18 protein-coding genes are annotated in these 18,778 nt (G+C 49.2%); 13 read left to right on the top strand and 5 right to left on the bottom strand.

What is annotated here, in order from left to right:
- Positions 1-158: 158 nt before the first annotated feature.
- Entirely contained in the window at positions 159-1,742 is a 1,584-nt protein-coding gene (locus tag H6859_07835; GenBank protein ID USO05058.1) for a 2-isopropylmalate synthase, read from the top strand.
- A gap of 81 nt (positions 1,743-1,823) precedes the next feature.
- Here the strand turns inward: H6859_07835 and H6859_07830 are convergent, their stop codons facing one another.
- On the bottom strand, positions 1,824-2,447 hold the full coding sequence (locus tag H6859_07830) for a uracil-DNA glycosylase (protein USO05057.1): 624 nt from the start codon (positions 2,445-2,447) through the stop codon (positions 1,824-1,826).
- A gap of 109 nt (positions 2,448-2,556) precedes the next feature.
- On the opposite strand from H6859_07830, the gene H6859_07825 reads away from it, so the two are divergent.
- The 3 genes from H6859_07825 to H6859_07815 all read left to right on the top strand — a co-directional run bounded on the left by H6859_07825 (position 2,557) and on the right by H6859_07815 (position 7,068).
- Positions 2,557-2,961, top strand: coding sequence for a DNA-directed RNA polymerase subunit omega (locus H6859_07825; GenBank protein USO05056.1), 405 nt, complete (start codon positions 2,557-2,559; stop codon positions 2,959-2,961).
- Positions 2,962-3,108: 147 nt separating this feature from the next.
- Positions 3,109-5,268, top strand: coding sequence for a bifunctional (p)ppGpp synthetase/guanosine-3',5'-bis(diphosphate) 3'-pyrophosphohydrolase (locus H6859_07820; GenBank protein ID USO05055.1), 2,160 nt, complete (start codon positions 3,109-3,111; stop codon positions 5,266-5,268).
- Positions 5,269-5,271: 3 nt separating this feature from the next.
- A complete protein-coding gene (locus H6859_07815) occupies positions 5,272-7,068 on the top strand; it encodes a sodium:proton antiporter (protein ID USO05054.1) in 1,797 nt (598 codons plus the stop codon).
- 25 nt (positions 7,069-7,093) lie between these two features.
- On the opposite strand, the gene H6859_07810 is transcribed toward H6859_07815, so the two are convergent.
- Positions 7,094-7,609, bottom strand: a complete 516-nt coding sequence (locus H6859_07810) for an adenine phosphoribosyltransferase (GenBank protein ID USO05053.1) — start codon at positions 7,607-7,609, stop codon at positions 7,094-7,096.
- Positions 7,610-7,690: 81 nt separating this feature from the next.
- Between H6859_07810 and H6859_07805 the strand changes: the two genes are divergently transcribed.
- From H6859_07805 to H6859_07780, 6 genes are all read left to right on the top strand, one after another.
- On the top strand, positions 7,691-8,275 hold the full coding sequence (locus H6859_07805; GenBank protein USO05052.1) for a DUF2062 domain-containing protein: 585 nt from the start codon (positions 7,691-7,693) through the stop codon (positions 8,273-8,275).
- Between the two features lie 11 nt (positions 8,276-8,286).
- Positions 8,287-8,694: a holo-ACP synthase gene (locus H6859_07800; protein USO05051.1), complete on the top strand. Its 408-nt coding sequence runs from the start codon at positions 8,287-8,289 to the stop codon at positions 8,692-8,694.
- A gap of 52 nt (positions 8,695-8,746) precedes the next feature.
- On the top strand, positions 8,747-9,607 hold the full coding sequence (gene lepB, locus H6859_07795; protein ID USO05050.1) for a signal peptidase I: 861 nt from the start codon (positions 8,747-8,749) through the stop codon (positions 9,605-9,607).
- Entirely contained in the window at positions 9,607-10,287 is a 681-nt protein-coding gene (rnc, locus tag H6859_07790; protein USO05049.1) for a ribonuclease III, read from the top strand. The genes lepB and rnc overlap by 1 nt, the downstream gene beginning before the upstream one ends.
- Positions 10,287-11,198 carry a GTPase Era gene (gene era / locus H6859_07785; protein ID USO05048.1) on the top strand — a complete coding sequence of 304 codons (912 nt, stop codon included), beginning with the start codon at positions 10,287-10,289 and terminating at the stop codon, positions 11,196-11,198. Before rnc ends, era begins: the two co-directional genes overlap by 1 nt.
- A 159-nt stretch (positions 11,199-11,357) precedes the next feature.
- The gene (locus tag H6859_07780) at positions 11,358-11,852 is read left to right on the top strand and encodes a gcrA cell cycle regulator family protein (protein ID USO05047.1); all 495 of its coding nucleotides are present in this window, start codon (positions 11,358-11,360) and stop codon (positions 11,850-11,852) included.
- 73 nt (positions 11,853-11,925) lie between these two features.
- On the opposite strand, the gene H6859_07775 is transcribed toward H6859_07780, so the two are convergent.
- Positions 11,926-12,381: a CspA family cold shock protein gene (locus tag H6859_07775; protein USO06734.1), complete on the bottom strand. Its 456-nt coding sequence runs from the start codon at positions 12,379-12,381 to the stop codon at positions 11,926-11,928.
- A gap of 288 nt (positions 12,382-12,669) precedes the next feature.
- Here H6859_07775 and H6859_07770 point away from each other — a divergent pair, with 288 nt between their 5' ends.
- A complete protein-coding gene (locus H6859_07770) occupies positions 12,670-14,361 on the top strand; it encodes a long-chain fatty acid--CoA ligase (GenBank protein USO05046.1) in 1,692 nt (563 codons plus the stop codon).
- Positions 14,362-14,498: 137 nt separating this feature from the next.
- Here the strand turns inward: H6859_07770 and H6859_07765 are convergent, their stop codons facing one another.
- Positions 14,499-15,248: an anaerobic ribonucleoside-triphosphate reductase activating protein gene (locus H6859_07765; GenBank protein ID USO05045.1), complete on the bottom strand. Its 750-nt coding sequence runs from the start codon at positions 15,246-15,248 to the stop codon at positions 14,499-14,501.
- Positions 15,249-15,250: 2 nt separating this feature from the next.
- The gene (locus tag H6859_07760) at positions 15,251-17,230 is read right to left on the bottom strand and encodes a ribonucleoside triphosphate reductase (GenBank protein ID USO05044.1); all 1,980 of its coding nucleotides are present in this window, start codon (positions 17,228-17,230) and stop codon (positions 15,251-15,253) included.
- Between the two features lie 211 nt (positions 17,231-17,441).
- On the opposite strand from H6859_07760, the gene H6859_07755 reads away from it, so the two are divergent.
- Complete coding sequence (locus H6859_07755) at positions 17,442-18,062, top strand: hypothetical protein (GenBank protein ID USO05043.1); 621 nt, start codon at positions 17,442-17,444, stop codon at positions 18,060-18,062.
- Complete coding sequence (locus tag H6859_07750) at positions 18,052-18,777, top strand: methyltransferase domain-containing protein (protein ID USO05042.1); 726 nt, start codon at positions 18,052-18,054, stop codon at positions 18,775-18,777. The genes H6859_07755 and H6859_07750 overlap by 11 nt, the downstream gene beginning before the upstream one ends.
- Position 18,778 lies beyond the last annotated feature (1 nt).

Genomic DNA, 18,778 nt, shown 5'->3' with positions numbered 1-18,778 from the left:
GTGCAAACACAATTGCTGCTAGACCTTCTGCTCCTTATGCGCCCCTGAGCGATGCATGAGGCATTTTATGTGCCTGCGCTACAGGGGAAAAATTCCAGACATTGAAATATTAAGACAAGCGCATTAAAAAGAAGCGCATATTTAAGGAGTATACGCACATGACCCGTGCTTTCGATAAAGTACAAGCCGACCCAGGCCGTATCATTATTTTCGATACAACGCTGCGCGATGGTGAACAATCACCGGGCTGTTCAATGAATCTGGAAGAAAAGCTCAAAATGGCCGTGCTGCTTGATGAGCTTGGCGTGGACGTGATTGAAGCGGGCTTCCCGATTGCCTCGCCGGGCGACTTTGAATCGGTCAATGAAATCGCCAAGGTGGTTAAGAATGCCACCGTTGCCGGATTGTGCCGCGCTAAGCAGGCCGATATTGAAGCGGCGGGCAATGCGATCAAACCGGCGGAAAGCCGGCGTATTCATACCTTTATCTCCACCAGTCCTTTGCATATGAAATATAAGCTCAAAATGGGTCCGAATTCGGTAATAGAAGCCGTGCATGAAAGCGTTGCGCTTGCCCGGGGCTTTACTGATGATGTGGAATGGAGCGCAGAAGACGCCAGCCGCACAGAAGATGATTTCCTGTGCCAATGCGTTGAAACGGCGATTGCCGCCGGGGCGACCACGATCAATATTCCCGATACGGTGGGTTATGCTGTCCCTGAAGAATATGGCCGCCAGATCAAAATGCTGTTTGAGCGCGTGCCCAATATCGACAAGGCGATTATTTCGACTCACTGCCATAATGATTTGGGGCTGGCTGTGGCGAACTCGCTGGCAGGCGTACAGAACGGCGCACGGCAGGTTGAATGCACGATTAACGGTATTGGCGAGCGCGCGGGGAATGCGGCGCTGGAGGAAATTGTCATGACTTTGCGCACCCGCGCCGATGCGCTGCCCTATAAAACCGGAATTGAGACCACGCGCATTACCAAAACTTCGCGGACGCTTTCGACCATCACCGGCTTTTCGGTGCAGCCAAACAAAGCGATTGTCGGGGCGAATGCCTTTGCGCATGCCAGCGGCATTCATCAGGACGGTATGCTTAAGAACAACCAGACCTATGAGATCATGACGCCGGAAAGCGTCGGGCTTAATGAATCCAAACTGGTGATGGCGAAACACTCAGGCCGGGCTGCGTTTAAAAACAAGCTTCAAGAGCTGGGCTTTGATCTGGGTGAGCAAGCCTTTCAAGACGCGTTTGTGCGTTTTAAATCGCTGGCAGACAGGAAAAAGGAAATCTTTGAAGATGACCTGATTGCTTTGGTTGAGGATGAGGTTATAAGAGAAAACGAAACGGTACGTTTTGTATCGTTACAGGTGCAGGCCGGGTCTCAGGGTCCGCAAATTGCTGAGCTTTGCGTTAAAATCGATGGCGAAGAGAAATGCGCGCGTGTGGAAGGTAACGGGCCTGTTGACGCTATTTTCAAAGCTATTCGCGAAATACTGCCGCATGAGGGCGCCCGGCTGCAGCTTTATCAGGTTCATGCGGTGACCGGCGGGACGGATGCGCAGGCCGAGGTCACGGTGCGTCTTGAAGAAGACGGCAAGACGGTGAACGGTCAGGGCGCGGATGCCGATACGCTGGTGGCCAGCGCGCGGGCGTATATCCATGCGCTGAACAAGCTGCTGACCAAGCGCGAGAGCATGAACCCGCAAACTGCGGGCGAAGCCCTTGCGCCTTGATTTCAATATCATTGCGAGCGACTGAAAGGAGCGCGGCAATCCAGTTTTCACCCTAACGGACACGAATGGATTGCTTCGTCGTTACACTCCTCGCAATGACGAGAATATCGTTTCAAACATTTCCGTCGTCAGACGTTTTGTTTGGGTGTTGTAGCGTGAGCAATGATACGAATCGACGAGTGTAAACCGGTCATTTAAGTGATGGTGCGCGCCATGGGCAAACTTAAAAGCCGAAATTTTATGGCCGAATATTTTGAGCACCGCATTATGCGAGATCAGCCCCAGTGAAAGGATGGTGCGGAGATTGGGCATCGCGGCAATTTCACTTTTAAGGAAATCCCGGCAGGTATTCATCTCATCTGTTGTCGGTTTGTTTTCCGGTGGGACGCAGCGCACCGCGTTGGTTACACGGCAATCCACCAATTCCAGTCCGTCATCTTTATGCCTGGCATATTCCCCACGCGCAAAGCCAAATTTCAGCAAGGTCGCATACAGCAAATCCCCGGCATAATCGCCGGTAAAGGGGCGCCCGGAAAAATTCGCACCTTTAAGCCCCGGCGCGAGGCCTACGACCAGCACTTGCGCGTTCAGATCGCCGAAAGACGGGACGGGTGCATTGAATTTATCGGGGAATTTGTCTTTATTCTGAGCGCGGAACTCGAATAAACGTGGGCAAAACCGGCAATTCAGGTCAGGGGTTTTCATCGCCCCATCATCGTCAATATCCCTGAAACGTCAAGGGGCTTGCTTTTAAACTCAAAACTGCCTATATATCGGCCTTCAAGTTCTGAAAGTTTAGATGAGGAAGTAACGAATGGCCCGCGTAACCGTTGAAGATTGTATTGATAAAGTTGATAACCGCTTTGAGCTTGTGATGGTCGCGGCGCAAAGAGCGCGTAAAATCGGCTCCGGCGCCGCTCTGACGATTGAGCGCGAGAACGACAAAAACACAGTTGTGGCCTTACGTGAAATTGCTGAGCAAACCGTTGAAGTCGAAACACTGAAAGAAGAGCTCGTACGTTCTCACCAACGCATGATCGCTTATGAAGAAGAAGATGAAAGCATTGACCTAATGGATGGTGAGGAAGAATGGGGCACAATCGCGAGCAATCATGGTAAAGCTGGCGCTTCTGGGATGTATGCAGAAGAAGACATCGCTCAGGATGATGAGCCTTCTTTGGAAGACATGGCTGGCGGCGCTCCGGCAGAGGAAGAATAGTCTTCGCCTAATCATGAATTTGGAAGGCCGGATTTTCCGGCCTTTTTTACGTACGGCTTTTACGATTTATATTCATGCTTTCCAATACGATCCATGTTAGATTTAACGCTTAAAAAAATTTAATATGGCCGACAGGTTTAGTGTGCAATGACAGATCTTCCACCTCTTGTGGATAAAATCAAAAGCTACAATCCCGACTTCAACCCACAAATTGTTGAGGCCGCGATTGCGTTTGCCAAGGATAAGCACGAAGGCCAGACCCGATCATCGGGAGAGCCGTATTATACTCATCCGGTCGCCGTGGCGAGTATTTTGGCGGAAATGAAGTTGGATCTGGGCAGTATTCTGACGGCTATTTTGCACGATACGATTGAAGATACCGATGCGACCTATGACGATCTTAAAGATAAATTCGGCTGTGAAGTCGCCGATCTTGTTGACGGGGTGAGTAAACTCACCCGGATTGAAAGCAAAACAGTCGAGGGCAAGCAGGCGGAAAACTTTCGTAAATTGCTGCTGGCTATGTCCGAAGATATTCGCGTATTGCTTGTCAAGCTGGCTGACCGTCTGCATAACATGCGCACAATTGAAGGGATTAAAAACCCTGAAAAGCGCCGCCGCATTGCGCTGGAAACGCTTGAGATTTACGTGCCGCTAGCCGAACGCATCGGCGTCCATAAAATCAAAGGCGAGTTGGAAGATCTCGCTTTTTCGATTCTCAATCCTGAAGCGCGTGAAAGTATTGCCAAGCGCTTGGCCTTTCTGCGTGCTGAGGGCACCGATTTAGTCGATGACATCATTGCAGAACTTAAAAAATCTCTCGAAGATGTCGGTATAAAGGCTGAAATTTCAGGCCGGGAAAAAACCGGTTACTCGATCTGGAAGAAAATGCAGCGTAAAAATGTGGCCTTTGAACAGCTCTCCGACATCATGGCTTTTCGCATTGTGGTGGGTAGCGTTGAGCAATGCTATGCTACGCTTGGCCTTATCCATAGCCATTATCCTTCTATTCCTGGACGGTTTAAGGATTATATTTCCACGCCCAAGCCCAACGGCTATCGTTCCATCCACACCACCGTGATGGGTCCGGCGCGCCAACGCATTGAGATTCAGATCCGTACCAGCGAAATGCACTATCAGGCCGACATGGGAGTTGCCGCACACTGGGCCTATAAACAGGGCGGCCAGCCCATGGTTCAGGATGTTAAAAAATACCGCTGGCTGCGGGAACTTTTGGAGATTCTCGAACAGGAACAGCAACCTGAAGATTTTTGGGAAAATACAAAGCTGGAATTGTTTCAGGAACATGTCTTTGCCTTCTCTCCAAAAGGTGACTTGATTGAGCTGCCTTCGGGCGCAACACCGATTGATTTTGCCTATGCCATTCACTCTGATATTGGGGATCGCTGTGTCGGCGCCAAAATCAATGGCCGTATTGCCCCGCTTAATACGCGCCTGGCCAATGGGGATCAGGTCGATATCATAACTTCGAAAACGCAGCAACCTTCTCCGACGTGGGAACGTTTTGTGGTTACGGGGAAGGCTCGCTCGCATATCCGAAAATTCGTACGCAACCGGCAGCGCAATGAATATGTCACGCTGGGCAAAGCGATGCTGCAAAAGATTTTTCGCCAGGAAGGCTATGAGTTTAGCGAAAAAGGCGTAAGCGGCATTTTGAAACAATTCAAAGCCGAAGAAAATGATGATATTTATGCGCGCATAGGTTCCGGGACTCTGGTGGCGCGCGATGCTTTTAAGGCTATTTTTCCGGCGCATAAAACCGCGATTGCCAAGCGTCCGTCAGCTGATATGGATCAAGCCGTAATGGTCCGTCCTTTAAGCGGATCTGATGCGCCAATGCCGATCAAGGGGCTTATTCCCGGCATGGCCGTGCATTTTGCGCGGTGTTGTCATCCGCTTCCCGGTGACCGGATTGTGGGAATCGTGACGACAGGAAAAGGCGTGACCATCCACACTATTGATTGTGAAACGCTGGAAACCTTTGCTGACACACCAGAGCGCTGGCTGGATGTTTCCTGGGGCGAAGGACCCGATAGTCCGGAAGCACATGTGGGGCGCATTAATATAACATTGCAGAACGAGCCGGGTACACTGGCCACGCTTTCAACGGTGATCGCTTCGAATGGCGGCAATATCACGAATCTGAAAATCACCAGCCGTTCGGTCGATTTCTGGCAAATTCTGGTTGATGTGTATGTCAACGATACCAAACATTTAAGCAACATCATAGCCGCTCTGCGCGCAACGCCGATTATTTCCAGCGTCGAACGCGCAAAGGGACAATAGAATATGTACGATATCCTTTCCCAAATCGCATGGATTGCGTTTTTCAGTATTGCCGCTCAATGGTTGGGCTGGCGGTTAAAAACCCCGGCGATTGTGTTTTTGCTTATCGGCGGTTTTTTGGCCGGCCCTACTTTGAACCTCGTTCAACCCGAAACCCTGCTCGGTGATTTGTTAAACCCTGTTATATCCCTGGCCGTGGGGATTATTCTGTTTGAAGGTGCGCTCAATCTCAATTTCAAGGAAATCCGCGAGGCGCGTGCCTCCATCCGCCAGGTGATTTTGGTCGGCGCGCCCGTGGCGTGGCTTTTGACAACGCTGGCAGGACATTACGTTGCGGGGTTAAGCCTGCCTGTTGCGCTGACCTTTGGCGCGCTTTTGATTGTCACCGGCCCGACCGTAATCATGCCGCTGCTGAAAAACGCGCATTTAAAAGAACGCCCGGCCTCCATCCTGAAATGGGAAGGGATTATCAACGACCCTATCGGCGCGGTATTAGCTGTTTTATGCTATGAGTTTTTTCGCCTTCAGGCGCTTGAAAATGTAGCCTTATCCGAATTTTTTACCAGCACTGTTCTGGCGATCATCATGATTACGTTTTTCGGCGTGGCAATTGCCTATTCGCTGTCATGGTTGTTTAACCATGATGTGGTTCCCGAATATCTTAAGCCGACCGCTTTGCTCTCTACCGCACTGATTTATTTTGTAATCTGTAATTCGATTGAGCATGATTTCGGCCTGATTGGCGTAACCATTTTGGGTGTGGCGCTGGCCAATATGGGCATAAGCTCGATTGAAGAGCTTAAAAAATTTAAAGAGACCATCTCGATTATGCTGGTTTCAGGCGTGTTTATATTGCTGACCACCAAAATCGATCCGGCCATTCTCTTTTCTATTGACTGGCGCGGCTTTGCGTTTATCGCAATGTTGCTCTTTGTGATCCGTCCGTTGACATTGCTGGCTTCAAGTATTGGCACGAAAATGAGCTGGCAGGAAGTGATCCTTACCGGCTGGATCGCGCCGCGCGGGATTGTCTGCGCCGCAGTGGCCGGGGTTCTTGGGCCATATATGGTCGGCATCGGCTATCAGGACGGGGAGCAAATTCTTGCGCTGGCCTTCGCTATTGTGCTGTTCACCGTTTTTGCTCACGGTCTGAGCGCCAAGCCGGTCGCCCAAAAACTGAAGCTTGCCTATACGGGCAAGGACAGTTTGATTATCGTTGGAGCCTCTGAGTGGGCGGTGCAATTTGCAAAGATGCTTAAAGGCCGTGACGTCGATGTTATGATCGCCGATAAAAACTGGCACGCCTTACGTGAGGCTCGTTTGTCGGATATTCCTACATATTATGGAGAAATTCTGTCTGAAGAAACTGAATATCATCTTGAGCTTGCGCGTTATAATACTTTGTTGGCTGTTAGTAATAACCCAGCCTATAACGCGCTGATTTGCAATATGTTTATTCATGAATTTGGCCGCGACAAGGTCTATCAATTTTTGCCGCATGAAGAAAACGAGCATGAGCGCCGCAAAATTGCCCACACCATTCGCGGACGCACCTTTGGGCAAGCCGATATGGATTATTGGGATATTGCCGGCGATTATATGCAAGGATGGCGCTTTCGTGCCAGCCGCGCCGGGCAGGAAGAAAACCGTATTCAGTTTCAGCAGCGCATTGAAGAGGGCAATTTAAAAATCGTCGGATATATCACACAAAAAGGACGGCTTGATCTTCGTCAGCCTGAGAGCCTCGAGAAATTCGAAGAACAGGACCTGCTTATTTTCTTTGAACAAGGAGATTCGTAGGAAGAGGCTAAAATCAAAAAACAATCTATGCTGGACAGCGAATAACCGATTCCAGGGGTGCTGTGAGTTTATCGCGCCCGTTAAGACCCTCTAGCTCAATGATGCATAAATTTGCCACAACATGCGCGCCGGCCTTATGCAGCAATATTTCAGCCGCCTGCATCGTGCCGCCGGTTGCCAGCAAATCATCAACCAATACAACCTTGGAGCCTGCGGGAATCAGATCCGGCTGGATTTCTATAATATCTTCGCCATATTCAAGCGCGTAACCATGCGCCAACGTTTGGCCCGGTAACTTGCCGTGCTTGCGTACCATGCCAAAACCACAGCCCATCTCATAGGCCAGCGGCGCGGCCACCAAAAACCCCCGCGATTCAATGCCCATCAGCAAATCCGGCTGATAATCCTCCGTTAAACGGTGAAGCCGTGCGATGGTTTCACGCCATGCCGATGGGTTGGCCAGCAAAGTCGCAATGTCATAGAAATTAATCCCCGGCTTGGGAAAATCAGGAATAGTGCGAATGTGGTCTTGAATATTCATGAGATTGCCTTCATCTTTCTAATGCTGAATCTTCGTGATAATAAGCTGAAAACCTTACAACGTAAATGACGGCCTCTATAAATGTTTAAACGGCGAACGCCACGTACAGTTTTACAAAATATCAGAGAACTGTTCTGGCCAAGTATGGGCTGGGTTAGGGCGGCGCATTATACAAAGCACCGGGTGGTCAGGCTTTCTGACAGCACCCAGAAAATCGCTTTCGGGCTGGCTATTGGCGTGGCTATTTCCTTTACGCCTATTTTAGGTACGCATTTTGTACAGGCCGGATTTCTGGCCTATGTCTTGCGCGCTAATTTTTTGGCGGCGCTCATTGGTACTTTTGCGGGAAACCCTTGGACTTTCCCGTTTATGTGGTGGGCGGCTATTTCATTGGGCTCGTTTATATTTCAGCTTTTGGGCTTGCCTGCCGAAGCGGCGCTGCCTGAACACGCTGATTTCTGGGTTATCTGGGACCTGATAAAAAGTGAACCTTATCGGATATTCGCGCCGTGGTTTGTTGGCGGTTATTTACTGGGGGCACTTACTGTTCCGCTCACATACAGTTTGTTTTATCGTTTAGTCGGCAGTGCACAGGCGGCCCGTAAAAAAGCGCGGGAAAACCGTTTGCATAAGGTTGCACGGGAAGTTACCGGGCAGAAAAAATAAGGTACACCTCTATGATCATTGGCATAGGCAACGATCTGATTGATATAAACCGTGTTCAGGAACTCATGGCGCGTTTCGAGACGCGCTTTATAGAGCGCTGCTTTACCGCCCATGAGCGTGAGACAGCCGAGGCGCGGCGCTCAGGCGGCGGGCATATTGCCGCCTATGCCAAGCGTTTTGCCGCTAAGGAAGCCGTTGCCAAAGCGCTTGGCTCCGGTTTCTCCGGTGGCATTACCATGAAAGACATTGGCGTCGTTACGGGCGAAAGAGGTGAACCACGGATACAGCTCAGCGGCGCGGCACAAAAACGTCTGGCGGCTATCACTCCCGGCGGGCATGAAACATTTATCCATCTGGCTTTGAGTGATGAACCGCCGCTTGCTCAAGCTGTGGTCATCATCGAAGCGCGTAGCGCTTGAGTCCGGTCCATAAATCCTGTAAAAGCGCTTTAGAAGGGCGAGAATATACAAAATGAGCCAAGATAATTTTAAAAATTCTGAAGCTAGCCTGCGCGCTGATCCTAACCTGAAAGTTGGAGCAGACGGAAGCGAGCCACCGTTAACAGCCAAGGAAGAGCGGGCTGATCTTTTTAAGACGGCGATGATTGCGGTCTTGCTTGCTCTGGTAATACGCACCTTTTTGTTCGAGCCGTTTAATATCCCTTCCGGGTCCATGAAACCAACTTTGCTGGTTGGCGATTATCTGTTCGTCAGCAAACCGGCCTATGGCTATAGCCGCTATTCCTTTCCTTTTGGTCTGGCACCTTTGGAGGGGCGCGTGTTGGATAAAGAACCGCAACGCGGGGATGTCATTGTCTTTAAATTGCCTAGCAATCCACGCATTGATTACATCAAGCGTCTGGTAGGGTTGCCCGGTGAAACTGTGCAGGTTCGCAATGGCCGCCTTTACATCAATGGCGAGCTCATTCCGCGCGAAGCTATCGGCATAAAAGAAGGTACGCCGCCCGAAGATGAAGGTACGCCGATGTATCATTATATCGAAACCCTGCCCGGGGGAGTTGTTCATGACATTTTCGAAGAAAGCGATAGCGGGCCGCTTGATAACACTCAGGTTTATACCGTTCCGGAGGGGCATTATTTTATGATGGGCGATAATCGCGACAATTCACAAGACAGCCGCGTACAGAATGTTGTCGGCTTTGTGCCCTTTGAAAATTTTGTTGGCCGGGCCGACTTCTTGTTCTTTTCGACAAATGGCAAGGCGCAGCTTTTTGAAATCTGGAAGTGGCCATGGACACTGCGTTATAATCGTTTTTTCAATGACATCGACCCCGTGCGCCTGACGCCAGAGGCCGAGGATTCCCAGTCGTAATGAGTGTTAAACCTGTTACAGAACTTGAAATCCGTATAGCACATCATTTTCAGGATAAAGATTTGATACGCGCCGCGCTTACCCATTCAAGCGCGGCGGCCGGGTATAATTACGAGCGACTTGAATTTCTTGGTGACCGCGTATTGGGGCTGGTGATTGCCGAGCTGCTCTATACGCGTTTTCCCAAAGAGCCCGAAGGGGATTTGGCCAAACGGCTGGCGGCGCTGGTGCAGGGCTCTTTTCTGGCAAAAATATCTCAGGAGCTAGAGCTTGGTGCTTACATCACGCTTTCTGACGCTGAAGCACAAGCCGGTGGGGCGGAAAATGACAATATCCTGGCCGATATTTTTGAATCATTAATTGGAGCGTTATATCTCGACGGCGGTTTTGAGAAATGCCAAAAGCTGATCCATAAATTATGGGCAGACCGCCTTGATGTAATGAAAGAGCCGCCCCAGCACCCCAAAACACAAGTGCAGGAATGGACACAAGGTCAGGGATTGGGGCTGCCTGAGTATAGAATTGTAGCCCAAAGCGGGCCCGATCATGCGCCTGTCTTTGATATTGAACTGCGCGTTGAGGGTTTTGATCCGGTGGTCGCGCAAGGCAAGTCGCGCCAGTTTGCAGAAAAAGAGGCTGCGCGTGAATTTATGAAACAGCGCAAAAGCGGGGTTTCCTGATGAGCACTGACAGATCAGAAGAAACGCGCTGCGGTTTTGTGAGTGTTGTGGGCCTTCCCAATGCCGGGAAATCTACGTTGATTAACCAGCTTGTCGGCACGAAAGTCTCGATTGTTTCCAGCAAGGTGCACACGACCCGTTCGCGCATTCTGGGAATTGCATTGCATGATCAAGCGCAAATTATTCTCATTGATACGCCGGGCATTTTTGATGCCGGAGGGGCGCGCACGATGGAGAAAGCGATGGTGGCTTCCGCGCTTGATGCACTGGAAGATAGCGAATGCGTCATTCATATCGTCGATGCGGCCAGCAAAAATACGCTCAACAAAAATGCCAATCTGATCAAAAAGCTTCCTAAAAATAAGCCCGTTATTCTGGTGCTCAATAAAACCGACAAGGTTCACAAGCCGGACCTGTTGGCTTTGGCAACAAGCTTTAACGATGCTTTTGATTATGCAGCCACTTTTATGGTTTCGTCTCTGAAAGGTCAGGGCACGAAAGAGCTGCTGGATCATCTCGCCGCCGAACTTAAACCGGGGCCGTGGATGTATGATGAAGATCAGATTACCGACCTGCCGATGCGTATGATGGCGGCGGAAATTACCCGCGAAAAAATCTTTAACCAGCTTCATAAGGAACTGCCCTACTCCGCGATGGTTCAGACTGAAACATGGGAAGAGTTTGATAATGGCAGCATCAAAATTACCCAGCTTGTGTTCGTTGAACGCGATAGTCAAAAGGCGATTGTGCTAGGAAAAGGCGGGACGCGCATTAAACAAATCGGAAAGGCTGCCCGTGAAGAAATGCAGGATATTTTTGGCATGCCTGTCCACCTCAAACTCTTTGTCAAAGTGGAAGAAAAATGGGCTGAGCGCAGCGAAAATTTGCGAGAAATGAGGCTTCTTTCCTGAAAATAAATTCAGGATGTGGATAACGCATTTTTTTTCTCATCATAATTTGACCAAAATGATTCGCTGCTGATAGACTGCAGTCTCTAGAGAAAATCGAGTTAATTTTAATGTTTTGTATCAGTGACTTATCTGGTGCAAGCGCCAGTGGGAGAAAAAAGCATGAGTTGGACTGATGAACGCGTTGAGTTGCTGACGAAACTCTGGGGCGAAGGAAAGACAGCCGCAGAAATCGCTAAGGAACTTGGTGGCGTTACGCGCAATGCCGTTATCGGTAAAGCGCACCGCTTAAAACTTTCCAACCGCGTTTCTCCTATTCAGCAAAATAAAAAACCCGCTCCGGTAAAATCACAACCGACCGTAGCAGCACCCGAAAGAAAAATTCAAAAAGCTGCCGCGCAGGATAACCGCCAAGGCGTTCCGCTTGTTGATCTCAAACCCAATCAATGTCGCTGGCCTTTTGGCGATCCGCGTGATGAAAGTTTCGGCTTTTGCGGGCATGCGAACATTGCCGGCCTGCCTTACTGCTCCGAGCACGCCAAGGTCGCTTATCAGGCTGCGACCCGTAATCGCATTCTTAAGGCTGAAGAAGAAGCGGCAAAAGAGGATATCTCTCAGGAAGATCTCGAAATCGTAAAACAAGCCGCTGCAAAATAACTTCAGCTTTATGTATGAATGACAAAGGGCGCGAAAAAAGCGCCCTTTTTTATATGATTGAGATTTACGATTTTTACCGAATAATTTCTATATCGACTGCTTCGCGGCCTTTATCGACAACTTTCAGGCGCACCTTAACGCGCTGGCCGGCTTCGAGATCTTCCATTTCCAGCTTGTCAAGCAGCGTTTTATGGATGAAGACATCCTTCATGCCATCGTCGGGAATGATAAAGCCGAAGCCTTTTTCCGGTTTGTACCATTTTACAAGCCCGCCTAGCGAAAACGTACCGTCTTCACCGATTTCCTCGGGCATCAGATTAACGCTGCCGGACTCGATCACTTCAATTACATCCTGAACCTGCTTGCCTTTGGGACCATCGAATAATGTGCACATCAAAATGGCACCTTCACCCAGTGCGTGCAGACCTGCCTCTTGAAGAGTCGTGATATGCACAAACGCGTCAAAGCTTTCATCCTCGGGTACAACAAAACCAAATCCCTTGGTTCCGTTAAACCATTTCAGATGCATTTTAATCGGTTGAAGTTCACCTTCAGGACGAAGGTCACTCTGCGTGGCAGACAATGGGGAATTCTCCAAATTAACACAATAACTAAGACTAAGCGGACAGGCTTAGGAACAAACCCAAATATAGTGTGCTATATCTTTTAGTAAAAATCTAGAGGCTTGTTTTATAAAATTGAATACAACCATAAAGGTTATGTTTTTTCTAAGAACCAGCCAATATTGCATAACGCATAGAAAGCCTTGCGAAAAACAGTTATAATTAAAGTGTGATTTTTGCACACAGGTATGCTCATGACTGAACAGAACTATCCTTGGCTCGAAACCTATCCACCAAAGCCGGACTGGCATATGGAGATTTCTCCGGGTCTGATGACGGAAGTCTTCGACCAAACGGCGGCGCGCTCACCAAATACGCAGGCTTTTGACTTTCTGGGTAAAACATATGACTGGGCCGCGTTGCATGCTGCCGTAAATAAATTTGCTGCCGGATTGCAAGCCCTCGGCGTAACCAAGGGCGCAAAAGTTGGTTTATTCCTACCCAACTGCCCGCTCTCGCTGATTGCCTATTATGGCATTCTTAAAACCGGTGGAACGGTGGTCAATTTCAACCCACTCTACGCACGTGATGAACTCGCCGCCCAAATCGAGGACAGTGAAACCGACATCATGGTCACGCTCGATCTGGCGATGCTCATGGACAAGATGGAAGAAATGCTGTCCGATACGCGGCTGAGTACGCTGATTGTCGGGACATTTACGGACTATCTTCCTTTTCCAAAAAATCTGCTTTTTCCCATCGTGAAAAGCAAGGATATTGCCCGGCTTGAAGCTTCACCGCGCATTATTTTGCTAGGGGATTTTCTCAAAAATGACGGGCAGGTAAAACCTGTCGAAATCAACCCGCTCGAAGATATAGCCGTGTTGCAATATACCGGCGGTACGACCGGCACGCCCAAGGCGGCGATGCTGACCCATATGAATATTTATGCCAACGCTGTGCAGGCCTATGCCAATTTTCCTGATCCGCAAGGGCATGAAAAAATGCTTGCCGTGTTACCGTTTTTCCACGTGTTTGCCATGACGGTTTGTTTGAATATGGCTGTGCTGGCCGGCATGGAAATCGTGACCATCCCGCGATTTGATCTGAATGATACGCTCGATATTATCCAAAAGAAAAAACCGAACTATATGTGCGGCGTTCCGGCGATTTTCAGCGCCATCAACAACCATCCAAAGCTCAAAAATTTCGACCTGTCTTCGCTGGATTTTTGTATTTCCGGCGGTGCACCGCTGCCTGTTGAAGTTAAGAAAAAATTCGAAACAAAGACGGGATGTACGGTTGTGGAAGGGTATGGTCTGACCGAGTCTTCTCCTGTTGCTACCGTTAATCCGCCGTTTGGTGAAAATGTGGCCGGTTCCATTGGTTTACCCCTGCCGCAAACCATTATCGAGATTATCGATCCGGATGATCAAACGACGCCGATGGTTTTGGGGGAGCGTGGCGAGGTCTGCATCCGCGGGCCGCAGGTGATGAAGGGCTATTTCAAGCGTCCAAACGAAACGGCAAATGTACTGCGCCCTACGGATGATGGCGGGCTGCGCCTGCATACCGGTGATATCGCATATATGGATGAGCGGGGGTATACTTATATTGTTGATCGGATCAAAGATCTCATTATAACCAACGGCTACAACGTTTATCCGCGCCATGTTGAAGAAGCAATCTATAAGCATCCCAATGTCGAAGAATGTATTGTTGCGGGGCTGCCTGATCCTAATCGCGGGGAAATCGTGAAGGCCTGGATTAAGCTTAAGGAGGGCCACGAGTTGACGGCAGAAGATCTGAAAAGCTTTCTGGACGAAAAAATTTCCAAAATCGAAATGCCCAAACGAATCGAGTTTCGTGATAAGCCGCTGCCCAAAACCATGATCGGAAAGCTCAGCCGGAAGGACGTTGTGGCGGAGGAATTGGGAGAAGTCTAACCAAAAACAGGTCATCGCTCCGGGCATCGCCCTTACTCGCAATGACGTCTTATATCTCTGTTATTGCAAGCGGAGCACTCCACAAACATCCCACCCTTTCCGTGTTTAAAATATAACATAATAAGTCCCTGAGAGTTTCAGGGAAAGTTTCGAAATTCTATTGAAAATGCCGTGCTGGCAGGCAAAAGACTCAAAACCAGCGTACGCTTTTGCGGCCCCAACATTCCCAGAGTTTGACCGCAATTGTCGATGTAGTTTTGAATGTAATATACGCCTTTATAATTTCGATTTTCGAGATCCGCTATGATCGTACTCACGTCATATTCATCCATCAAGTCGGTGTGAACGGTGGTCCGGACTTCGAAAGGCACGGCGCTTTGCACGCATAATAAATCGAGTGTTTTTTCAAAATTGTGGAATTTTTTAATACCTGTCACAGTTTTGAACTTTTCCGGCGGCGCTTTGTAATCCAGCGCAACATAATCCAAAAGCCCTTGCTCCAAAAAACCTTGCACCATATCAGGGCGTGTGCCGTTTGTATCAAGTTTGATTGCATAACCCATATCTTTCACGCGGGCTGCAAAACCCGCAAGCCCGGGATAAATAGAGGCCTCACCGCCAGACAAAACAACGCCATCGAGCAGGCTGGCGCGTTTTTCAAGAAACGTCAAAACGTCTTCTATCTTCCTTGTTCCTTTTCCCTTTACTATCTGGGGATTGTGACAATAGCCGCAACGCATATTGCAGCCCGAAAACCAAATAATCGCCGCGCATTTCTCTGGAAAATCGAGCATAGTAAACGGCGTAACGTCATAAACGGAGAGCGCATCGCCATTGCCACCCCCTGTGTTAGGGGGGTGGCTTCCTGAATTTAAATCTCTTGGCATGTTCAGGCCTTCTCAAACAGATCGGCAGATTCGATGCGGCGCTCAAGGAAGTGTTTGCGCTCTTTGTGTTCGCCCTTCTTGCCGGTATTAAAGCTGGCCACGGGGCGGAAATAGCCCATGACGCGCGTCCAGACGTTTGTTTCCTCACCGCAATGCGGGCATTCGGGCTGTTCGCCATTGAGGTAGCCATGCGTCTCGCAGGTCGAAAATACTGGCGTAACAGTGATGTAGGGAAGTTGGTAGTTCTCGATCACTTTTTTGACAAAGCGTTTGCAGGCTTCGGCGGAAGAAAGTTTTTCGCCCATATACAAATGCAGTACTGTCCCTCCTGTATATTTGCATTGCAGTTTGTTTTGCAGCTCCAGCGCTTCGAACGGATCATCCGTATGACCAGCCGGGATTTGGGAAGAGTTCGTATAGTAGATATTTTCGCCCGCCCCTGCTTGAAGAATACCTGGATAGTGTTTGGCATCTTCTTTGGCAAAACGGTATGTCGTCCCTTCTGCCGGCGTGGCTTCCAGATTATAAAGATTCCCGGTGGCTTCCTGATACTCGACCATGCGCGCGCGCATATGATCAAGGATTTCCATGGAGAGTTCAATGCCGCGTTCATCTGTAAGGTCATGTTGATCTTCGGTAAAATTACGGATCATTTCATTCATCCCATTTACGCCGATCGTAGAGAAATGATTGCGAAAGAATGGTAGATAGCGTGCCGTGTAAGGGTAAAGCCCACGATCATACATTTTTTGAACATAGGCGCGCTTTTTCTCCAGCGTGGATCTTGAAATATCCATCAGGCGGTCGAGTTCTTTATACAGCCCGGCCATATCGCCTTTGAAACGATAGCCCAGACGCGCCATGTTGAGCGTGACCACGCCTAAAGAGCCGGTCATTTCCGCCGATCCAAACAGGCCGTTGCCGCGCTTGAGAAGCTCGCGCAGATCCAGTTGCAAACGGCAACACATGGAGCGCACCGCGCCGGGGGAATACGCTTCGGGATTACGCACGCGCTCACCGTTTTTATCACGCGTCCACTGGGAACCCACAAAGTTCTGGAAGTAGGACGAACCGACCTTCGCTGTGTTGTCGAAAATGGCCTGGGCAACTTTCGAGTCCCAGTCAAAATCCTCAGTAATATTTACCGTTGGAATGGGGAAGGTAAAGGGTTTACCGCTGGAATCGCCTTCGGTCATGACTTCGTAATATGCAATTACGATCAGTTCCATTTCCGGAAGGAAGTGTTTGAAGCTGGTGTCTTCAAGCGAGCGCAGCCCCATGTCGCGTTGCTGGGCACGGCGCAGCAGATCGTCATCATCCAGCCCTTTGAACAAATGGAGATTGTTGTTGGTTGGAATTTGATCGGCTAAATCTTCCGGTACGGTGATGTCGAGCGTAATGTTTGTAAAGGGAGACTGCCCCCAGCGCGCCGGAACATTGAGATTGTAAACAAACTGGCGAATGGCTTTTTTAATTTCACTAAATGATAGATTGTCACGAAAAACATAAGGCGCGAGATAGGTGTCAAAAGAGCTGAACGCCTGTGCGCCCGCCCATTCGGACTGGAGAATGCCGAGGAAGTTGCTCATTTGCCCCAGCGCTTCACGGAAGTGACGCGGCGGGCGAGACGAAACGCGCCCATCAACGCCGTTGAAACCCTCGTTCAAAAGCGCACGCAAAGACCACCCAGCGCAATAGCCGGTTAAACAATCCAGATCGTGGATATGGATATCGCCTTTGCGGTGGGCGCCACCTTCTTCAGGTGCGTAAATTTCATCGAGCCAGAAATTGGCGATAACCTTCCCGGCAACATTGTTAATCAGTCCGGCATTGGAATAGCCTGTATTGGCGTTGGCTTTAACGCGCCAATCTGATTCTGATATATACTCACTGACCGCAGCGCTGCAATCAACGTCCGTACCACCGTATAATGAGGTGATTTCATCGGATATTTCAGGTTTGAGGGCAGCAATAATGGTCATGATAAACTCCTGTTACATTGGTTTTGAATAAGATTTGAAAGCGGGCGAAAACCCTAGGAAAAACACAATATATTGCATTTTCAAGAATCACATTACCACTATATATAGTGTTTTAAATTTGATCCAGGTCAATTTTTAAATAGTTTTCTTGAATATAAAACTTGAATGTAAACAAGGGCGTGTTTATTCAATGCCTTAGAAGAGGTAGCGGTTGAGCGCAGATATTATTTTTGTTCATGGCTGGGGGACAGGCTCAGCGTTTTGGGATAGGGTACGCGCACGTTTGCCTGAAATGCAGACAGTGGCGATTGATCTGGAGTTTATTGGCGGGGGGCAAAGCTCCTGCACGGCGATCACACGCGAGTCATCCATTTACATCACACATTCTTTAGGAACGATGTGGGCTTTGAAGAATCATCACCGGAGCGTAAAGGGGCTTATTGCGATTAACGGTTTTAGCTGCTTTCAACATTTTGCGGATGAACGAACCTTGCGTGCCATGAAGACGCGCCTTCAAAGAACCCCGGAAAAACAGATGCAAAACTTTTGGAAAACAAGCGGCCTTCCGCCCAGCGATGATTTGAACGTTCAAAGGCTTAAAGAAGGTCTGGCATGGCTTTCCTCATGGGATGTAAAAGAAGAGCTAAAAGATTTAACGTGCCCCATCTTGTCTTTGGCTGGGGCAGAGGACCCAATTTTGCCGCTCGCGCTCATGAAAGAAGAATGGGCGGGCTATGACATGCCTGTTTGCGAGGGTGCGTGCCACGCCCTCCCCTTAAGCCACCCAGACTGGTGCGCGGAGCATATAAAGGATTTTATTCGTGAGCTTTGAGTGGAAGAAAAACGTTGCGCATAGATTTGATGATTGCGCCAATGAGTATGATCGCCATAGCGCTATTCAGGAAAAAATTGCGCAGACCCTGGCCGCGGATTTACCGGATATTGAAAATCCGTTGGTGCTGGAGATCGGTTGTGGAACGGGGGCTTTGACGCAGCGGCTTTTGAAGTGCTATCCCGGCGGGCGGTTTCACATTACGGATATAAGTGCGCACATGGTTGATCGCGCTCGCTCGCGCATCGGGGAACAAAAAAATGTGCGCTGGAGCGTAATGGATGGCGAAAGTCCGGCGAAAGATCAGCACTATGATATAATTGTCAGCAACATGGCGTTTCAGTGGTTTGGTAATCCGCATGGCACATTTGAAACGCTTTTGGGTTTGCTTGAATCCGGGGGCGTAATTTTTTATACGGTGCCCGCGCCAGAGAGTTTTCCGGAATGGCGCGCAAGTCTGAAGGAATTTTCTTTAGACAACGGATTGCTAAATTTTGAATCCTGGCCCGGTGTTTTTCGGGAAGATGAAATCGTTGAACATCACCAAAGTACACTGCATTTCTTGCGTAATCTGAAAAAAGGAGGAATGAATACGCCACGTATCGGATATAAAACTCTCAGCCGCAAGGACTTACTAAAAACCTGCCGATATGCCGACGAAAGCTTTCACGGGCAGGTTACATGGCACATTCTTTATGGTCGGATTCAAGGATAGG

The organism is Rhodospirillales bacterium, assembly GCA_023898785.1.
In the GTDB taxonomy this organism is placed as follows: Bacteria; Pseudomonadota; Alphaproteobacteria; order Micavibrionales; family Micavibrionaceae; genus TMED27.
Note: the sequence above shows the minus strand (reverse complement) of the source record. Positions and strands in the feature narration are given on the sequence as shown.